Below are 18784 nucleotides of genomic sequence, written 5' to 3' on the forward strand. Positions count from 1 at the left end.
AGCTTTGGACACGGCCTTTTTCACCTTGCCTCAGTACAATAGTCAGCACAGAGGAGACCTTTATGCAGACTATAAAAATCACCAGCACCTGCACCGCAGTGAGCTTGGCGCTATGCGCCAGTTTTTTATCTGGCCCAATTCACGCGGCCGACAGCACTAGCCCACCTTGGTTACTCAGTGGGCGCTGGCAGCAAAGCGCTGATCGCTTACAAGCCACCTGGCCTGGCGTCACCTTGACTGCACAGTTCAAAGGTAGCGCCGTGGGGGTCGTGCTTAATGATGAACGCAGCTATTACGCAGTAGAAATCGATGGCAAAGCGGTAGAACAAATTGCACCTGCCAGTGGAAAACGCACCATTTGGCTGCGCAAACTCGCCGCAGGCGAACATCGCATCGAGCTGATTCGACGCAATGAAACCCCAGACTACGTGGGCACCGTCTACGGCTTGGTCCTTGAAGATGGCCAATGGCTGGCCGCGCCCGCAGCAGCGAGCCGTAAAATTGAATTTATCGGTGACTCATTTACTGCCGCCTTGGCCAATTTATCGACTAAACGCGACTGCAACGAACGCGAAATCAGTAGCACCACCGACATCAGCCAAGGCTTTGCGATTCAAGTGGCACGACAACTTGGCGCGCAATGGCAGACCAACGCGATGTCTGGCATGGGGCTGATTCGTAACTGGAATGGCAACCTGCCAGATCGGGACTTCCGTACTTTTTACGCTCGGCAATTACACACCGACAGCACCAGCAAACCTGATGCGCGCTGGCAACCACAATTGGTGGTCATTGGCTTGGGGATTAATGATTTTTCCACGCCAGTGAATGCCGGGGAAAAACGCAATACTGAACAACTGGCCACTGATTTTCAGGCCGCGTATCGGCAACTGATTAAAGAGCTCAATAGCCGTTATCAGCAGCCACAGATTATTGTCACCGCGATGAAGCTCTGGCCCGATGATCAACAGCGCCCGAATGTGCGTGCCGTGGTCGAGGCCGAACACGCCGCCGGCAATCAGCGAATTCATTATTTGCCACTGGAACCGCTACAGCTCACTGGCTGTCAGTGGCACCCCAATCTGGCCGATCACCAGCAGGTGGCACAGCAATTACTTGAGCAGATTCAAGCGCTCAAACTTAACTGGTAAGCCTATTTATCCCCACTGCAGCGATTGCTGCGGTGGGGGTTTCACTGATCATATATCCAGCAGCAGATTCATGTTGCACATTGCGATACCCCCGCCAAAACTAACATTCCCGCTCAAAAACACTGGGAAAAACCCACCAAAAAATTACCCAAAAATTACAAAAATATACTTTTAAAATAAGTATTTGCAGCTCATCGGCCCAATTCGTTAAGAGCTATCCAAGCTTGACCCTCGTCAATGTTGCATCGCACAAAAAGGAGGATGTTGGCGATGTTATTTATCTACTTTGGGAAACATCATGCTCGTACTGGAAGCTGAAAATCTAGCCTTAACTCAACACATTATTCCGCCAGCCCCCATTTGGATTCAGTTGTGGTTGGATTATTTAGATGGCGATGCGGCATAAGCAGATCATCGAATTAAGTAAGTTCCACAATCACCGTTTAGCGCATGTCAGACCCTAGCTAGTGATCAATATCGTAGAGTTAAATACAAAATTGTTTTAATCTCTACCAAATGAATCTCCTCATTCTGATCCTCAGCTTGCCGACTGAAAACGCCACCGCGCGGATGCGGGCTTGGCGTGCGCTCAAAACCTCGGGGGCCGCAGTACTGCGCGACGGGGTGTACCTGATGCCGGCAACAGCTGCTGGCCGGCCAACCTTAGACTCCATCGCCAATGCTGTACAAGCTACAGGTGGCTCGGCTTATGTATTTGAGCTAGCCAATCAATCAGCGGCAGAGTTTAGTCAGCTATTCGATCGCAGCGCTGAGTATGCCGCCCTACAGCGTGAAATCGCGGCGCTGCACAATCAACTCAGTGCTGTTAATGCTCAAGAATTGATCAAGTCCGTGCGCAAGCTGCGGAAAGCATTTAATGCCGTGAGCCTGATTGATTTTTTCCCCGATACAAGCCAGCAATCTACCGCCAATGCACTACAAGAACTGGAGTTCGCACTGGCTCGGATCATCGCGCCCGATGAGCCGGTGGCGGGCAGCGCGCAGCTAATCCAACGTAACTTCCGCGATTATCGTGGCCGTATCTGGGCGACACGACAACGCCCATGGGTAGATCGTTTAGCATGTGCCTGGCTCATTCGCCGCTTTATTGACCCTGAAGCACAAATTCTCTGGCTTAACTCCGTCGTGGATTGTCCTGCCACGGCGATTGGCTTTGATTTCGATGGTGCCGAATTCAGCCACTTGGGGCATCGGGTGAGTTTTGAAGTGATGCTGGCAAGCTTTGAGCTGCAAGCTATAGGCCTTCAGCGGCTAGCGGCCATCGTGCACTATCTGGATGTGGGCGGCATCGCGCCACCGGAAGCCGCGGGGGTTGAAACCATCTTGGCTGGTTTGCGCAACTCACTAAACGATGATGATCAACTTTTACGGGCTGCCAGCCCTATTTTTGATGCACTGCTAAGCAGTTTTGCTACCGGAACAGCGACCTCATGAACACCCAACAGCCCACTACACCTGCGGCGGTCAGCTTTTGGCAGGCCTTTTTATTTTGGTTGAAATTGGGCTTGATCAGCTTTGGCGGCCCCGCCGGGCAAATCGCGATCATGCACCAAGAGTTGGTAGAAAATCGGCGCTGGATTTCGGAGCGGCGTTTTTTACACGCGCTGAATTATTGCATGGTGCTTCCCGGCCCTGAAGCACAACAATTAGCCACCTATATTGGCTGGCTGATGCATAAAACGCGAGGGGGTATTGCCGCAGGCGTGTTATTTGTATTGCCTTCTCTGCTTATACTCATTGCACTATCTTGGATCTATATTGCGTTTGGCAATGTACCACTGGTGGCGGGTTTATTTTATGGCATTAAGCCGGCGGTCACCGCCATCGTGGTGCAAGCGGCACATCGGATCGGCTCACGGGCGCTGAAAAATAATTTGCTTTGGGCGATTGCTGCAGCTTCCTTTGTGGCGATATTTGCTTTCAACGTGCCTTTTCCGCTGATTGTGGCTAGCGCAGCGCTACTTGGATATCTGGGCGGACGACTGGCTCCCGCTAAATTTACGGCTGGCGGCGGACACCACAGCACAGCGAAGCCATCGTATGGACCAGCACTAATCGATGATCACACGCCAACACCCGAGCATGCAATTTTCCGTTGGTCTCGCTTAGTGCAGATTATTGCCATTGCAGCCTTACTGTGGCTCGTTCCAATGGGGCTACTCTACGGCCTGTTTGGTTGGCAACATACCCTAACCCAAATGGGCTGGTTTTTTACCAAAGCAGCCCTCCTCACCTTTGGCGGCGCCTACGCAGTACTGCCCTATGTGTATCAAGGAGCAGTGGGACACTATCAATGGTTAAGCCCAACTCAGATGATGGATGGTTTGGCTTTAGGCGAAACCACCCCCGGCCCTTTGATTATGGTGGTGGCATTCGTGGGCTTTATCGGCGGCTATGTGCAAGCCGTGTTTGGCTCTGACTACGTATTCTGGGCTGGCGCATTGGCGGCCACACTGGTCACGTGGTTTACGTTTCTGCCCTCATTTATCTTTATTTTGGCGGGTGGACCACTGATTGAAAGTACCCACAACGATCTGAAGTTTACCGCCCCACTCACTGCCATCACCGCTGCCGTGGTCGGAGTGATTTTGAATTTGGCCTTGTTTTTTGGCTATCACGTCTGGTGGCCCCACGGCTTTAGCCCAGATTTAGCCGCAAGTTTGGCGGGGCTAGATTGGATAGCGTTGATTATTTCAGCGCTTGCCGCCATCGCCTTGTTCAAGTTCCGCCGAAGCGTAATTCAGGTCATCATCGGCAGCGCGTTCCTTGGGCTGGCAGCCAAATTGCTCGTATAAAACCAACTGCACTTTGCGTGTAGATTGGCGTTGGCGGCGATGGCTAAAGCCAAATCGGCTTGGTCATCATCAGCAGTAGATGGCAGGGTATTGAATCCCAAATATTAATTATCAAGCCATAGCTTGATATACCCCTGATCAGGGTCGTACATTTTGGCTTGCTTATCCGTATTAAAACGCCGGTTTGGGCGCGGATCCGTACCGAGCCCTGCCAGATACAACCAATTGCCCTGATTGCTATACACATCGTAATCAAGCAGCTGCGCTTCGAACCAAGCAGCACCGGCGCGCCAATCGCATTGCAAATCATGAATCAGATAGCTGGCGACATTCTGCCGCATTCGGTTGGATAAATAGCCTGTCGCGGCAAGCTCACGCATAGCAGCGTCGATGAATGGCTGGCCGGTATCGGCCTGACACCAGCGCACAAATTGCTCAGGGTGATGCGGCTGCTCAAGCCGCCCTTTTAAGCCACCAGCGCGATAAAGCTGAGCGCCAAAGCGCCAATGCAGCAGGCGGAAATAATCGCGCCATAGCAATTCAAACCAGATCCAATAGCTACTGTCATTCGCGCCGACTTGGGCTTCATGCTCGCGCAAGGTCTGTAGAATCTGCCGGGCCGAGATCGCCCCCGTAGCCAGCCATGGCGAAAACTTGCACGAATAATCAGTGCCAATCAGGCCATTACGCGTTTGCTTGTACTGATCAGCCAAACCGCTGGCAAAGTAGCGCTGTAGATGCGCTAATCCACAGCTTGCCCCGCCACGCCAAGCTGCGCTGGCATAGGGAAAAGCGCTGCGAGCATCCACAACAGGCTCGCCACGCAGCGCTAGCCAATCGGGTGCTGGATAATCGTGAATTTGCGCTGGCGCAGGCGGCAATGCGCTGGGCGCAGCCAAAGGCGCGGGTGGTGTAATTGCGGCGGCCTCGATTTGCTGGCGAAAAGTAGTAAAAACCAGCGGTAACTGTTCGGGTGCGAACGGCAAGCGGGCAGGGTCCAGCATGCTCGACTGCCACACCGTATGCAGCAGGCAATTTTGCGCGCGTAATGCCTGACATTGCGCGATTTCTTCAGGTGCAAAAATGGCTTCGCAATAAATCGCCTCGGCCGCCAAAGACTGCATGAGCGCGGGTAACACCTGCTCGGGCTTGCCGTAGATAATCAGCAGCTGTTGCCCCAACTGCTGGCACTGTGCAGCCAAATCCTGAAGGGTATCAGCTAGAAAAGCTTTTCTGTGCTGATCTACACGAACAAACCCCCACGCCGTATTTTCATCGGGTGGCAAGCAATAGACCAAAGCCAGCTGTTCGGCCTGCGCGCAGGCTTGCTGCAGCGCTGGATTATCAGCCAGCCGTAGATCATTCCGAAACCAGTAAATGGCAGTCCGCATTTTTTTCATCCCGTTTGAACGGCTCACTGCGCTGCGCTAGCCAGCAAAGCTTCGGCGGCAGCTAGACCGGATAAATACGCGCCTTCAACGCGCCCACCTTCCAGCCAGTCGCCAGCCAGCATCAAGCCGGATGTCGCCTGCTGGGGCACCGGCTGCTCGCAGCTTCCGCGTGCATAGCGCCAACGGTGCGCTCCCAGGTGTGTAAACTCTGCTGCGGGTGCCCCCCAGCCGTGCAGCAAACGGCTGAACTCTGCACTGAGCAATTGGCTGACTACTTCAGCTGATTGCTCTAGCTGCGCCTGCGACCATTCGGGGCTAGCATGGAGTACCCAGTGCTCCCCAGCGCGGCCCGCTTTACTGCTATCGTGCGCGATCCAGCCCAGCGGCCCGCTATTGATAAACGCCGCAGCAAAAGGCAGTTGAATCGCATGCGCGCAGCTCACCATCACCGCCCAGCAAGGCTGCATTTGTGCCTGCGCAGCTAGCGGCCAGGCAGGATGGGCAGTTGGAATCAGCTTGGCAGCTTGCGGTGCGGGGATTGCCAGTACTACTTGTGTGGCGACCCAGCACTGATCACCCGCCTGCACCTGCCAGCCCAGTGCGTGTGCTTGCAGCGCATCGACTTCGACATTGGGCAAAACCTGCAACGGCTCAGCCATTTGGCGTAAAGGCGCATTCATCGCAGGTATACCAACAAAACGCTGCTGCGGCGAGCTTTCGCCTAGCGTTTGCCCATCCCACGCATATACCGGTGCAGTCCAAGCGCAGACCACCCTAGCTCGCAGCCAATGTGCTACTTGCCGACGAAAAGCAGCTGAACGTGCGGTGAAATATTGCGCACCATGATCCCACTGCGCCGTATCACTACGTCGGGTGGCCATTCGCCCGCCGATTCCACGTGATTTATCCAGCACCAACACTCGCCTGCCGGCGGCCTGTAGCCGCTGCGCCGCACTCAGGCCAGCCATCCCCGCGCCGATCACAATCACATCCCATCTTGCATCTGCCTGCACGCTAAACCCTTTTTTACTGATGCTCACAATTGATCAATCTGCTGCAAATACTGCTCGGCCTGGAGCAAAGTGGCTTGCTGCTCATCCGCTGGCATCTTGCGCCAGGTTTGGTAAGTCATTCCCAAGCGGGGATTATTTTGCAAACGTGGCGCATGGCGCTGATGAAAATGCCAATACAGGCTATTGAATGGGCAAGCGCCATCGCCGTGGCGCAACTTGGCCTGATAGTGGCAACCCTTGCAATAATCACTCATTTTGCTGATATAGCTGGCCGATCCGGCATACGGTTTACTGCCGAGCAGGCCGCCATCGGCATACTGGCTCATCCCACGGGTATTGGGCATTTCAACCCACTCAAAGGCATCCACATAAATCCCCAGATACCACGCATCGACCTGATCTGGGTCTATCCCGGCCAGTAGCGCAAAATTGCCAGTGACCATCAACCGCTGAATATGATGGGCATAACCCAAAGCCAAGGACTGATCAATCGCGTGTTTAAGGCAGTTCATCCGCGTCTGACCATCCCAATACCAGCGTGGCAAGTCGCGCTGATGTTGCAATTCATTCAGTTGCGCATAGCCGGGCATGCGCGCCCAATACACCCCGCGAACAAATTCGCGCCAGCCTAATATCTGCCGCACAAAACCTTCCACCGTCGAAAGCGAAACGCGCCCAGCGGCAAATTCATCCAGTGAGGCATGGATCACCTCTAGCGGGTGCAGCAATTTCAGATTGAGCGCAAACGAAATACCGGCATGAAACAGCGTGGGCGACGCGGTACTCATCGCATCCTGATACGCGCCAAAATGTGGCAAGGCCTGCGCCGTAAACACGGCCAGCGTTGCTTTAGCCTCACTACGACTGATCGGCCAGCCAAAGTTCGCCGCCTGCGGCTCGCCGATGGTTTTAATCCCGGCGGCCTCAATCTCTTGCCACAACTCACTTAAATCTTTGGGATGCGCCAGCCAAGCCGGTGCAGGCGGCTGGCCAGACCAGCGTTTGCGGTTGTCCTGATCAAAATTCCACTGCCCACCCAGCGGCTGGCCGTGCTCATCGAGCAAAATTCGATATTGCTTGCGCAGCGCGCGGTAAAAAAACTCCATGCGTGGAATTTTGTGCGCAAATTGCTGGCTAATCGCAGCGCGATCAACTAGAAAATGCTCGCAATCGACGACGTTAACCGCAATGCCCAGCTCATCCTGCGCCGCTTGGAGCATCGCCTCCACGCGAAACTCATCGGCCTGCTGCCGCTCCAGCTGCGTGATCTGCTCACTGGCAACCAGCTGGCGCAAGTTCTGAAGGAAATCCTGCTGATTATCGGCGTCACCAATTTTGAAATAACGCACCCGATAACCCGCTTGCTGCAAAGCCTGCGCAAAGCCGCGCATCGCAGCAAAAATACCCAGCACTTTTTGCGCATGGTGCCAGGCGTAATCGGTTTCGCTACGCAGCTCCATCAGCACATACAGCACATCGCTGCGGCTGCGCTCGGTCGCCGAAAACCAGCTATGCCGGATATTGAGCTGATCACCCAATAGCAATCTGAGCGTACTCATCCCACACTCCTGCGCTTAGCACACCGAACGCTGCAGTATTTCACTGCCTCCCAGTTTTTTTCCCACTTTTTGCGCCAGACAAAAGCACGCAAACACACGGGACAGATTTTTTGCGGCAAATGTAGTTTATGGTGTGCCATGAGAATTAAACCGTGGGTATTGCTGCCAAAGTAATGTTCATTGGGATCTAGCGGGCCATACCCATAGATAGAAGTGAGACAAATAGCGCCGCTGTATCAGCTGTGACTCCGTATTAAGGGATCAATGCTACTACATAGTAATAATAAAAACCATCAGGTAACCACCCAATTATCCAATGCTGATTTGCGCAGCTCAAACCGAACAACAACGGGCGATCAGGCCTTAGCCAACGGGTTACAGATCGGCACTCGCAAATACCTATAGGTGTATCTCTTTGAGATCAATATTTTGCAAAGATCACAACGCAATACCCAATAAAAACCCCTAGCCATAACTAGGGGTTTTCGGTTCTGCCCAGCGACTTAGCACGGGCATTTATTGACATTACCAGCCCCGGGGAAACGGGCATCTAAACAGTAACGATGAAACTCTTCTCGCGTGAACGGTGTGGCTCCAGGGTGCTGGCTGCGCATGTGATCGACGTAATATTCATAATCATGAATCCCAACCATCAATCGACACGTCTGCACCACTTTTTGCGCCGTATCTTTTAAGCCAGTGAGCCAGTTAGACCCCAAACTATAGCGGCGGAAATCATCCGGGCTCATTAGCACACCATACGGATTAGTTAATCGCTGCTCGGCCACGTAGCGATCATATTCATCCTGAAAAGTCTCGTCGCTGAGCGCTACCCGCTCAGCGCGGGCAGCAGCTGGTAGCAAAAAGCTAAGATCAAGCACGGCTGGCCTCGGGCTGCAAATTCGCCGCGCCGCCAATTTCATTCACGGTCGGTTGAGCATGGCCAAGTGCTTTCCGAACGTGAATCACTGTTGCAATCAGCATGGTGAACGCCACCAGCATAAAGAAAGCGCACAGCCCTGCGTTGATCTGGTTATTGAACACAATGCGCTCCATATCAGCGATGCTTTTCGCCGGTGCGAGCAGAGTGCCGTCAGCAATCGCGTTTTTAAAGCGATCAGCTTGCGCCAGAAAACCAATCTTCGGATTTTCATGGAAGATTTTTTGCCAACCCGCCGTCATCGAGGTAATGAACAACCACGCAGTAGGTAGCAAAGTCACCCACGCATAGCGCTCTTTTTTCATTTTGAACAACACCACGGTGCCAAGCAGCAAGGCCATCGAAGCGAGCATCTGGTTACCAATACCAAACAGTGGCCATAGTGTGTTAATCCCACCTAACGGATCGGTCACCCCTTGGTAAACAAAGAACCCCCAGCCCGATACGGCCACTGCGGTACCGAACATATTGCCCACCCAAGAATGGCTTTTTGCCATGCCGGGAATAAACACGCCCACGGTGTCTTGCACCATAAAACGACAAGCGCGTGTGCCAGCATCAACGGCAGTCAGGATGAACAAGGCTTCAAACAAAATAGCAAAGTGATACCAGAACGACATCATCGCCGTGCTGTTGAAAATATCGCTAATAATATGCGCCATGCCCACCGCAAAGGTTGGTGCGCCGCCAGCACGGGACAGAATCGAATGCTCACCGACGTCTTTGGCGATTTGCGTCAGCACTTCCGGCGTAATCAAAAAGCCCCAGCCATTAATCACTGTTGAAGCACTTTCTACCGTTTTACCGATCACTGCGGCGGGTGAATTCATCGCAAAATAAACGCCAGGATCGAGCACCGAAGCACAAATCAGCGCCATGATCGCTACGAATGATTCGCACAGCATCGAGCCATAGCCAATCATGCGCATATGGCTTTCTTTTTCGACCAGTTTTGGCGTCGTACCTGATGAAACTAGCGCGTGGAAGCCTGAAATCGCGCCGCAGGCAATGGTGATAAACAGGAACGGGAATAAGGAGCCTGAGAATACCGGGCCAGAACCATCAATAAACTTCGTCAACGCCGGCATTTTGAGTTCTGGCGCAGCAAACACGATACCAACAGCCAAACCAGCAATTACGCCGATTTTCAGGAAAGTCGACAAGTAATCCCGTGGCGCAAGCAATAACCACACCGGCAAGGCCGACGCGATAAACCCATACAGCACCAAGGCAATGGTGAGCTGCGGGCCAGTCATCGTGAAGAATGGGCCCCAGTATGGATGAGCCGCAATATCACCGCCGTAAATAATAGCCGCCATCATCAGCACAAAGCCAATCACGGAAATCTCACCAATGCGCCCCGGACGGATATAGCGCATATACACGCCCATAAACAAGGCAATCGGGATCGTCGCAGCAATCGAGAACACGCCCCAAGGGCTTTCGGCCAAAGCTTTAATGACGACCAGTGCCAGCGCTGACAAGATGATAATCATCACACCCAGCGCGCCGACCATCACAATAAAGCCCGGAATCGTACCGAGTTCCTGCTTGGCCATTTCGCCCAAGCTACGACCATCGCGGCGGGTGGAAATAAACAAAATCAAGAAGTCTTGCACCGCGCCAGCGAGCATCACGCCAACCAAGATCCAGATCGTACCGGGCAAAAAGCCCATCTGCGCCGCCAGAATCGGCCCCACCAGCGGGCCAGCACCAGCAATCGCCGCAAAATGGTGGCCAAACAGCACCCATTTATTGGTCGGCACATAATCGAGGCCATCGTTACGACGCACCGCAGGCGTGAGCCGACTATCGTCGAGCTCGAACACTTTTTCAGCGATAAATTTGGAATAAAACCGATAGGCAATGCTGTAACAGCTGATCGCCGCCAGCACCAACCACACCGCGTTGACGTGTTCACCGCGTGATAGCGCCAACATGGCGAACGAAAATGCGCCAACTAGCGCAATCGCCATCCAAGCACCCCATTGCTTGATTGAGCTCATACCCGACCTCAGTAGCTAAGTTTATGACACGCTGATATTAGGTGGCTCAAGCAAGCTAGTGGGTTAGAAAGTCAGGAAGCGGCAGTCGGCACAATTAAGCGGTTGCTAGATCAAATTGAGCGGCAGCTCATTTGATTTAGCGCAGCAAAATTAAATGTAAATATTGCCAATGTGTATGGTGTTCGATCACAGACTTATGCGAGTGGACGCACGCGTCAGCGCCCGCAAGCATGGGTCGTCACCATCAAACTTCCGTGTGCGGGCGCAACTGAATAAATAGATCAAACTCACCCTCTTCGGGTAAGACCACGGTTCCATTCGGCAGAAAACCAGCTCGTTGCACAACCGCGCGTGACGCGGTATTGGACTCTTTCACAATGGCCACAATAGCTGGCAGATCAGGGCAATGGGTATATAGCTCAGCACAAGCACAGATAACAGCCTCTGCTGCATACCCCTTACCACGATAATCGCGCGACAAAGCATAAGCCACTTCAGGATAGGGCGAATTGAGCCCTTCTTTATCCCACAACCCCACCCAACCGATCAGCTCACCATCACCGGCAAGACAGATCGCATAGAGCCACAAAGGTTGCTGCGGATTAAAAGCGCTGTAATTGCCCTGCCACCAGGCTAGATAACCATGTAACTGTTCGGCGGTCATCGCCCAGTCCGGCAAAATATCGGTAATCTGTGCTTGCCGAGTCAGCGCATACAAAGCGGCAAAATCATCCGGCGTAAAACAGCGCAGATTTAGGCGCTCGGTAATCAGATTTGGGCGCATGGTTAGCCTTTCACTCTCAAAAATAGCGGCGCGCAATAAAATGGATGCCACGGCCGGCTTGAAAGGCTCAGTCTAGCCATGCTCAATGCGGGTATCTAGATCTAGATCAATGATCAATTAGGCTTCAAACCAATACCCCAAGAAACTCTTTCACCGATTTGAGAAAACGCCGACTGACAGGCACATTTAAACCCGCTCGGGTCAGCAGATCAGCACCGCCCCCCTCTTGGTGGATGATTTCAGCAATTCGGTCTGGATTAACCAAATGTTGCCGGTGACAGCGTAACAGCTTGGTTTTCTCTTCCAACGTTTTGAGTGTTAGCTCGGTGAAATGCTCAGCGCCATCACGAGTAATCAAATACACGCCCGATAGGCGCGTGGTGACGTATTCAACGTCGTCGATCGGCAATAAGACGATTCGGTCATGCCGGTGACACGGTAGTTGCTTGAGTAATTGTTGGGGCGCCAAGGCGCTGTAATCCGGAGTACTGCCCATCGATTTACGCAGCCGACTTAAGGTTTTGCTTAAACGTGCCTGCTCAACGGGTTTGAGCAAATAATCAAACGCATGCTCCTCAAAGGCTTTGACGGCATGCTCATCAAATGCAGTCACAAACACAATCAAAGGCAAACGTTCGGGGTCGAGCATCGCGACCATTTCTAAGCCAGAAATCCTTGGCATTTGGATATCCAGAAACACCACTTCGGGGCGCGACTGATTAATCTGCTGCATACCTTCGATGGCGTTGCTGGCTTCGCCAACGACTTCTATACCTTCAGCCAGCAATAAATTGCGCAACTCATCACGCGCCAAGGGTTCATCATCCACCAATATCACACGCATTATGCAAGCTCCTCAGTCAGTGGCAGCATCAAGGTTATGCGGGTAAATAGCTCCGGCTCTTTATCCACATTCAGGCCATATTCAGGGCCAAAGCGCGCTTTTAAGCGCCGATCAACCAGACTCATCCCCATACCATCGCTACTTTTTCGGCTAGGTTCAAACAAGCCAGCGTTATCTTCAACATGCAGCAGTAGAGTATTGGGCTTGCTGCCTGCCTCGGCCGAGAGCTTGAGTTGCCCCAAACCGAGTTGCTGCGATGTGCCATGTTTGATTGCATTTTCCACCAAGGGTTGCAAAGAGAACGCAGGTAGGCGCACTTGCAAAAAGGCCTTATCAATCTCAACCGCCACCTTGAGCCGATCTCCAAAACGGGCCAGCTCGATTTGTAGATAGGCGTTGATATGATCAAGCTCATCGGCCAAAGTCACCATTTCATCGGGACGTTTGAGATTTTTGCGGAAAAAAGTGGATAAATGCTGCACCAAGGTGCGTGCGCGATCGGGGTCAAGCCGAATTACCGCATTCAGCGTGTTTAACGCATTAAACAAAAAGTGCGGGTTCACTTGCGCGTGCAGCAGTTTAATCTCGGACTGCGCCAAAAGTGCACGCTGTGCTTCGATCCGCCCTGTTAAGATTTGCCGCGACAGCAATTTGGCGATGCCTTCACCGAGCGTGCGGTTGAGCTTGGCAAATAAACGCCCTTTGGGTTCATACAACTTAATCGTCCCAATCACTTGATCATCAGCATCTTGCAACGGAATCACCAGCGTTGAGCCCAATTTGCACTCGGGGTGGATTGAGCAGGTATACGCAATTTCATTGCCATCAGCGTACACCACGCGATTGTCCCGAATCGCATCCAAGGTATGCTGCGAGGTAATTGGCGTGCCCGGCAAATGGTGATCAGAGCCAGTACCGGTAAAGGCCAGCAGCTTTTCGCGGTCGGTAATCGCCACCGCCCCCACTCCGGTTTCTTCGGAAATAATCCGAGCCACTTTCATCGAATTTGCTTCGTTAAACCCGGCGCGCAATACCCCCTCGGTGCGGGCGGCGATCCGCAATGCATGTGCGGAAAATGCACTGGAAAACTGCTCGGCCAACGCACGCCGATCCAATAGCAGCCGCATAAACATGGCCGCGCCAATGGTATTGGCGATCAACATGGGTAAAGCCACGTGATCAACCACAGAAAATGCCGTGCTATAAGGTCGGGTCAGCGCCAAAATAATCAGCATTTGCAGCATTTCAGCCACCAGCGTCACCACGCCAACCAGCATAGGCTGAAACAATAAATCGACCCGCCCACGGCCAATCAACACACGATGCACCGCACCGCCGAGCAAGCCTTCGCAAATCGTTGAAACCATGCAGGCGACATCAGTCGGGCCGCCCAAGGTATAGCGATGAAAACCGCCGGTAAACCCAACCGCCAATCCCACCGACGGGCCGCCCAGTAAGCCCCCTAATACTGCGCCAATGGCGCGAATATTGGCGATCGACTCATCCACCTTGAGCCCCAAATAGGTGCCCAAAATACAAAACCCAGAAAACACTAGGTAGCAGGTTAATTTATGCGGCAGCCGAATCGTGACCTGCATTAATGGCGTAAATAAAGGCGTGCGCGCCAATAACCAAGCAATCACTAGGAAAACACAGGTTTGCTGTAGCAAGAGCATCACAAGGGTAAGCTGCTGATTCAGCATGTTTGAACCACGCCTAAATGGCAAAAAAACCACTTATATCGGATTTACCAAGCCAAAGCCATCCAAGATTTCCCGACGCTGTTTTCAACGCAACTTCTGGGTTAAGCTGAACACACCAAAGTTATATCCCAAAGAGGAAAGCACATGCCAATTTATGCTTACCGCTGCAGCACATGCGGCCACCAAGGTGATCATTTACAAAAAATGAGCGATACCCCCTTAAGCATTTGCCCGCAATGCCAAGCGCCGAACTATGAAAAACAACTGAGTGCAGTGGGTATTGCTCTGAAAGGCAAGTCCAACAGAGCGCCTATCAGCAATACCCCCCATCAATGCGGGCCTGGCTGTACGCACTAAATATCAGATTAAAGCGAATCCGTGTTCGCCACAAAGCAGGCAATTAATTGTTCCAGCCCAATCCGGTCAGCCTCGCTAAAGCGATTAAGCGCTGGGCTGTCGATATCAAACACGCCCAGCAAACGCTCGCCCGCCATCACTGGCAGCACGATTTCAGAATTCGACGCAGAATCACAGGCGATATGCCCATCAAACGCATGCACATCAGCAACGACGATGGTTTGGCGCTGCGCTGCCGCCGTGCCACACACGCCCCGACCAAACGGAATGCGCACGCAAGCCACTTTGCCTTGAAATGGCCCGAGCAGCAGTTGCTCACCCTGCGCCAGATAAAACCCAGCCCAATTTAAATCGGCCAGCGTTTGAAAAATAAACGCCGAAAATTGCGCGGCGTTGGTCACGAAATTGCGCTCGCCAGCGAGCAAAGCGGCCAGTTGTAATTCAAGCTGAGCGTAATCGGGGTTGTGGGTGCGGTCTGAAGTTTCAAACATGGTGGGCCTTTGTGCGCAAATCAGTACAAATAACAACGCCGACCCTATATAGCGAGAGTCGGCGTTGTGGGCGAATCAAGATGTTAAATTAAACCGCTTCTAGCACCACAAGTAAATCGTGGGCTTTCACGGCTGAGCCGCGTTTGACCAGCACTTCTTTTACCGTTGCAGCAAAGTCAGCGCGGATCGCCGTTTCCATTTTCATCGCTTCAATCGCCAGCAAGGTATCGCCCTTCTCGACGCGCTGACCGGCTTTGACGGCGACATTCACGATCATCCCCGGCATTGGCGCACCGATTTGCAACGGGTTGCCGACTTCGGCGCGTTGATGTGCGGCGCGTGCCACCTCACCTTTGCCCTCGCTGGCCTGTTTGGCAATGCGCACTGTACGCGGCTGCCCGTTGAGCTCGAAGAAGATTTTCACTTCACCATCGCTCGGCACTTCGGTCTGGCCTTGTAAGGTCATAATCAATGACTTGCCCGGCTCCAGATCAACCGTTGCTTCTTCATGTTCGGCCAAGCCGTAGAAGAACACCGGCGTTGCCAGCTTCGATACATCGCCGTAGTGACTCACGTGCTCGGCGTAATCGCGGAATACTTTCGGGTACATCAGGTACGACGCCAGATCGGCGTCGCTAATCTTGCGACCCGTGGCTTTCTCGGCCTCGGCACGCACGGCTTCCAAATCGGCGGGTGGCAAGCTCGCGCCCGGACGTTCGGTCAACGGCTTAGCACCTTTCAAGATTTTGCTTTGCAGCGCCACTGGGAATCCATCTGGTGGCAAGCCTAACTCGCCCTTGAACAGCGAAATCACCGATTCTGGGAAGTCAAAATCACGCTCGGCGCTTTCAACATCGGCCATGGTTAAATCGTTCAGCACCAGCCACAGCGCCATATCACCGACGACTTTCGACGTTGGCGTCACTTTGACAATATCGCCAAACGCGCGGTTTACATCAGCGTAGGCGCGGGAAACTTCAGGCCAGCGCGCTTCCAAGCCCGTCGCAATCGCTTGCTCGCGCAAATTGGTGTATTGGCCGCCCGGCATTTCGTGCAGGTATACATCCGACGTACCGGCGCGCATATCGGCTTCGAACGGCGAGTAGAAACGGCGCACGCCTTCCCAGTAAGTCGACAGCGATTTCATATTGTTCAAATCGACATTTGGCGCGCGCTCAGTGCCTTCCAGCGCCGCGACAATCGCACCCAAATTGGGTTGCGACGTTAGGCCGCTCATTGAATCGAGCGCGCCATCAACCGCATCAACGCCCGCTTCGATCGCCGCCAACACACTGGCCGCCGCGATACCGCTGGTGTCGTGCGTGTGAAAATGAATCGGCAAACCGACTTCTTCTTTGAGCGCTTTGACCAAGGCCGACGCGGCGCGTGGGCGGCAGATACCGGCCATGTCTTTGATGCCGAGTACATGCGCGCCCGCTTTTTCGAGCTCTTTGGCCATTTTGACGTAGTAGGCCAAGTTGTATTTACTACGCGCCGGATCGAATAAATCGCCGGTGTAGCAAATCGTGCCTTCGCACACGCCGCCCGCTTCGATCACCGCGTCCATTGCAACGCGCATGTTTTCCACCCAGTTGAGTGAGTCAAACACGCGGAAAATATCGACGCCGTTTTGCGCCGCTTGCTGCACAAAATAGCGCACCACGTTATCGGGGTAATTGGTGTATCCGACGGCGTTCGATGCACGCAGCAGCATTTGGAACGGCACATTCGGTACTGCCGCACGTAATTCACGCAGACGCGCAAACGGGTCTTCTTTCAAAAAGCGCATCGCCACGTCAAAGGTCGCGCCGCCCCAGCATTCCATCGAAAGCAAATTAGGCAACATGCGCGCGTAATGCGGCGCAATTTTGACCATATCGTGAGTGCGCATCCGGGTGGCAAACAGCGATTGGTGCGCGTCGCGCATGGTGGTGTCGGTCAGCAGCACTTGCGGCTGCGCTTTCATCCAATCGGCAAAACCCTGCGCGCCGCGTTCCAGCAAAATATCGCGTGTGCCGCGTGGAATCTCGGTGCTTAATACGATTTTTGGCGTGATCGGCTCAGACAAGGGCAGCGCAGGTTTGCTGCGGCCTTTCATTTCTGGATTACCGTTGACGACCACATTGCCGATAAAGCGCAACAATCGCGAAGCACGATCGCGACGGTGCTGGAATTTAAACAGCTCAGGCGTCGTATCAATAAAACGTGTGATCGCCTCACCCGACAAGAATTGCGGATGGCTAATCACGTTTTCGAGGAACAGCAAATTGGTCGACAGGCCGCGAATACGGAACTCGCGTAAAGCGCGATCCATACGGTGCGCCGCCTCGTGCGACGTCGCCGCCCAAGCAGTCACTTTAACCAGCAGCGAATCGTAATACGGCGTAATCACTGCGCCAGCGTAGGCGGTACCCGCATCCAGACGAATCCCAAAACCAGCGGGGCTGCGATACGCAGTCAAGCGGCCATAATCGGGAACGAAATTGTTTTCCGGGTCTTCCGTCGTAACACGGCACTGAATCGCATGGCCGCTGAGACGCAAATCGGCTTGCGCTGGCACGCCGGTTTCAGGGTCGGTGAGCTTGGCACCAGCGGTCACGCGAATCTGCGCTTTAACAATATCAACGCCGGTGACTTGCTCGGTTACCGTGTGCTCAACCTGAATACGCGGGTTCACTTCGATAAAGTAAAACTTGCCAGTATCTGCGTCCATCAGAAATTCGACGGTGCCTGCGTGGCTATACCCCACTGCTTGACCTAAACGCAGCGCGGCGTTACACAGCTCGCTGCGCGTCTCGTCATTCAGATAAGGTGCTGGCGCACGCTCGACGACTTTCTGGTTGCGGCGCTGGATCGTACAGTCGCGCTCGAACAGGTGTACCAAATTACCGTGCTTATCGCCGAGCAATTGCACTTCAACGTGGCGCGCGCGGCGCACCAGTTTTTCTAAGTAAACCTCATCGTTACCAAACGCTGCGAGAGCTTCGCTGCGCGCGGTGGCAATACTGGCGGGCAAATCGTCCGCACTTTCGATTACACGCATACCGCGGCCACCGCCGCCCCAGCTCGCCTTGAGCATCAGTGGGTAGCCGACCGCTGCGGCCATCGCCAAACATTCATCCATATCGCTAGGTAATGGTGCTGTCGCGGGCATCACCGGTACACCAGCAGCCACGGCAGCATTACGCGCGGCTACTTTATTGCCCAAAGTGCGCATCACATCCGCACGTGGGCCGATAAACTGAATGCCTTCGCGCTCACAGGCTTCGGCAAAATCTGGGTTTTCCGATAGAAAACCATAGCCGGGGTGAATCGCATCCACACCTGCCGCTTTGGCGACTTGCAAAATACTCTCGATATCTAAATACGCCGCAATCGGTTTTTGGCCGTCGCCGACCAAATAACTTTCGTCTGCTTTAAAGCGATGCAGCGCAAAACGATCTTCACGCGCGTAAATTGCCACCGTTGCAATGCCCATTTCGGACGCAGCACGCATCACCCGAATGGCGATTTCGGAACGGTTGGCAACGAGGATTTTGCGAATCTTTTTCATGGCAAGCTCGGAATACATTCAGGATTTCCCCTATTCTGCCGTAAAAATCAGCAAAACAGGCTAAAAAATGCGCTGTCGTTGCATTAGAAAAGGCAACGATACGTTATGTCACATTCGTCGCCCGACTTGACGACAGGCTGAGCATTCTATTTTAAATGCCGCAATGTCAACGTAAT

At 53.4% G+C, this 18784-nt stretch carries 15 protein-coding genes; 4 read left to right on the forward strand and 11 right to left on the reverse strand.

Going from position 1 to position 18784, the window contains the following annotated elements:
• Positions 1-62 precede the first annotated feature (62 nt).
• The 3 genes from HZU75_RS03065 (at position 63) to chrA (ending at position 3967) form a co-directional block, all read left to right on the forward strand.
• Positions 63-1151 carry an SGNH/GDSL hydrolase family protein gene (locus tag HZU75_RS03065; protein ID WP_180307732.1) on the forward strand — a complete coding sequence of 363 codons (1089 nt, stop codon included), beginning with the start codon at positions 63-65 and terminating at the stop codon, positions 1149-1151.
• Between the two features lie 516 nt (positions 1152-1667).
• Entirely contained in the window at positions 1668-2606 is a 939-nt protein-coding gene (locus tag HZU75_RS03070) for a chromate resistance protein ChrB domain-containing protein (RefSeq protein ID WP_180307733.1), read from the forward strand.
• Positions 2603-3967 carry a chromate efflux transporter gene (chrA, locus tag HZU75_RS03075; protein WP_180307734.1) on the forward strand — a complete coding sequence of 455 codons (1365 nt, stop codon included), beginning with the start codon at positions 2603-2605 and terminating at the stop codon, positions 3965-3967. The genes HZU75_RS03070 and chrA overlap by 4 nt, the downstream gene beginning before the upstream one ends.
• Before the next feature lie 104 nt (positions 3968-4071).
• Here chrA and HZU75_RS03080 read toward each other — a convergent pair whose 3' ends face one another.
• From HZU75_RS03080 to HZU75_RS03120, 9 genes are all read right to left on the reverse strand, one after another.
• Positions 4072-5358 carry a DASH family cryptochrome gene (locus HZU75_RS03080; RefSeq protein WP_180307735.1) on the reverse strand — a complete coding sequence of 429 codons (1287 nt, stop codon included), beginning with the start codon at positions 5356-5358 and terminating at the stop codon, positions 4072-4074.
• 23 nt (positions 5359-5381) lie between these two features.
• Positions 5382-6398, reverse strand: coding sequence for an NAD(P)/FAD-dependent oxidoreductase (locus HZU75_RS03085; RefSeq protein WP_228028177.1), 1017 nt, complete (start codon positions 6396-6398; stop codon positions 5382-5384).
• A complete protein-coding gene (locus HZU75_RS03090) occupies positions 6395-7930 on the reverse strand; it encodes a cryptochrome/photolyase family protein (protein ID WP_180307736.1) in 1536 nt (511 codons plus the stop codon). Before HZU75_RS03090 ends, HZU75_RS03085 begins: the two co-directional genes overlap by 4 nt.
• Positions 7927-8070, reverse strand: coding sequence for a DUF2256 domain-containing protein (locus tag HZU75_RS03095; RefSeq protein WP_180307737.1), 144 nt, complete (start codon positions 8068-8070; stop codon positions 7927-7929). The genes HZU75_RS03090 and HZU75_RS03095 overlap by 4 nt, the downstream gene beginning before the upstream one ends.
• Positions 8071-8433: 363 nt before the next feature.
• Positions 8434-8811 carry a YbdD/YjiX family protein gene (locus tag HZU75_RS17620; protein WP_373279631.1) on the reverse strand — a complete coding sequence of 126 codons (378 nt, stop codon included), beginning with the start codon at positions 8809-8811 and terminating at the stop codon, positions 8434-8436.
• Entirely contained in the window at positions 8804-10876 is a 2073-nt protein-coding gene (locus HZU75_RS03105) for a carbon starvation CstA family protein (RefSeq protein ID WP_180307738.1), read from the reverse strand. Before HZU75_RS03105 ends, HZU75_RS17620 begins: the two co-directional genes overlap by 8 nt.
• Positions 10877-11120: 244 nt before the next feature.
• Entirely contained in the window at positions 11121-11660 is a 540-nt protein-coding gene (locus HZU75_RS03110; RefSeq protein ID WP_180307739.1) for a GNAT family N-acetyltransferase, read from the reverse strand.
• Positions 11661-11784: 124 nt separating this feature from the next.
• The gene (btsR, locus tag HZU75_RS03115) at positions 11785-12504 is read right to left on the reverse strand and encodes a two-component system response regulator BtsR (RefSeq protein WP_228028178.1); all 720 of its coding nucleotides are present in this window, start codon (positions 12502-12504) and stop codon (positions 11785-11787) included.
• Positions 12504-14207: a sensor histidine kinase gene (locus HZU75_RS03120; RefSeq protein ID WP_180307740.1), complete on the reverse strand. Its 1704-nt coding sequence runs from the start codon at positions 14205-14207 to the stop codon at positions 12504-12506. The genes btsR and HZU75_RS03120 overlap by 1 nt, the downstream gene beginning before the upstream one ends.
• Positions 14208-14351: 144 nt before the next feature.
• Between HZU75_RS03120 and HZU75_RS03125 the strand changes: the two genes are divergently transcribed.
• A complete protein-coding gene (locus HZU75_RS03125) occupies positions 14352-14564 on the forward strand; it encodes an FmdB family zinc ribbon protein (protein ID WP_180307741.1) in 213 nt (70 codons plus the stop codon).
• Positions 14565-14572: 8 nt separating this feature from the next.
• Here HZU75_RS03125 and msrC read toward each other — a convergent pair whose 3' ends face one another.
• Positions 14573-15055, reverse strand: a complete 483-nt coding sequence (msrC, locus tag HZU75_RS03130) for a free L-methionine (R)-S-oxide reductase MsrC (RefSeq protein ID WP_180307742.1) — start codon at positions 15053-15055, stop codon at positions 14573-14575.
• Positions 15056-15143: 88 nt separating this feature from the next.
• Positions 15144-18608: a pyruvate carboxylase gene (locus tag HZU75_RS03135; protein WP_180307743.1), complete on the reverse strand. Its 3465-nt coding sequence runs from the start codon at positions 18606-18608 to the stop codon at positions 15144-15146.
• Positions 18609-18784 lie beyond the last annotated feature (176 nt).

It is taken from the genome of Chitinibacter fontanus (genome assembly GCF_013423785.1).
In the GTDB taxonomy this organism is placed as follows: domain Bacteria; phylum Pseudomonadota; class Gammaproteobacteria; order Burkholderiales; family Chitinibacteraceae; genus Chitinibacter; species Chitinibacter fontanus.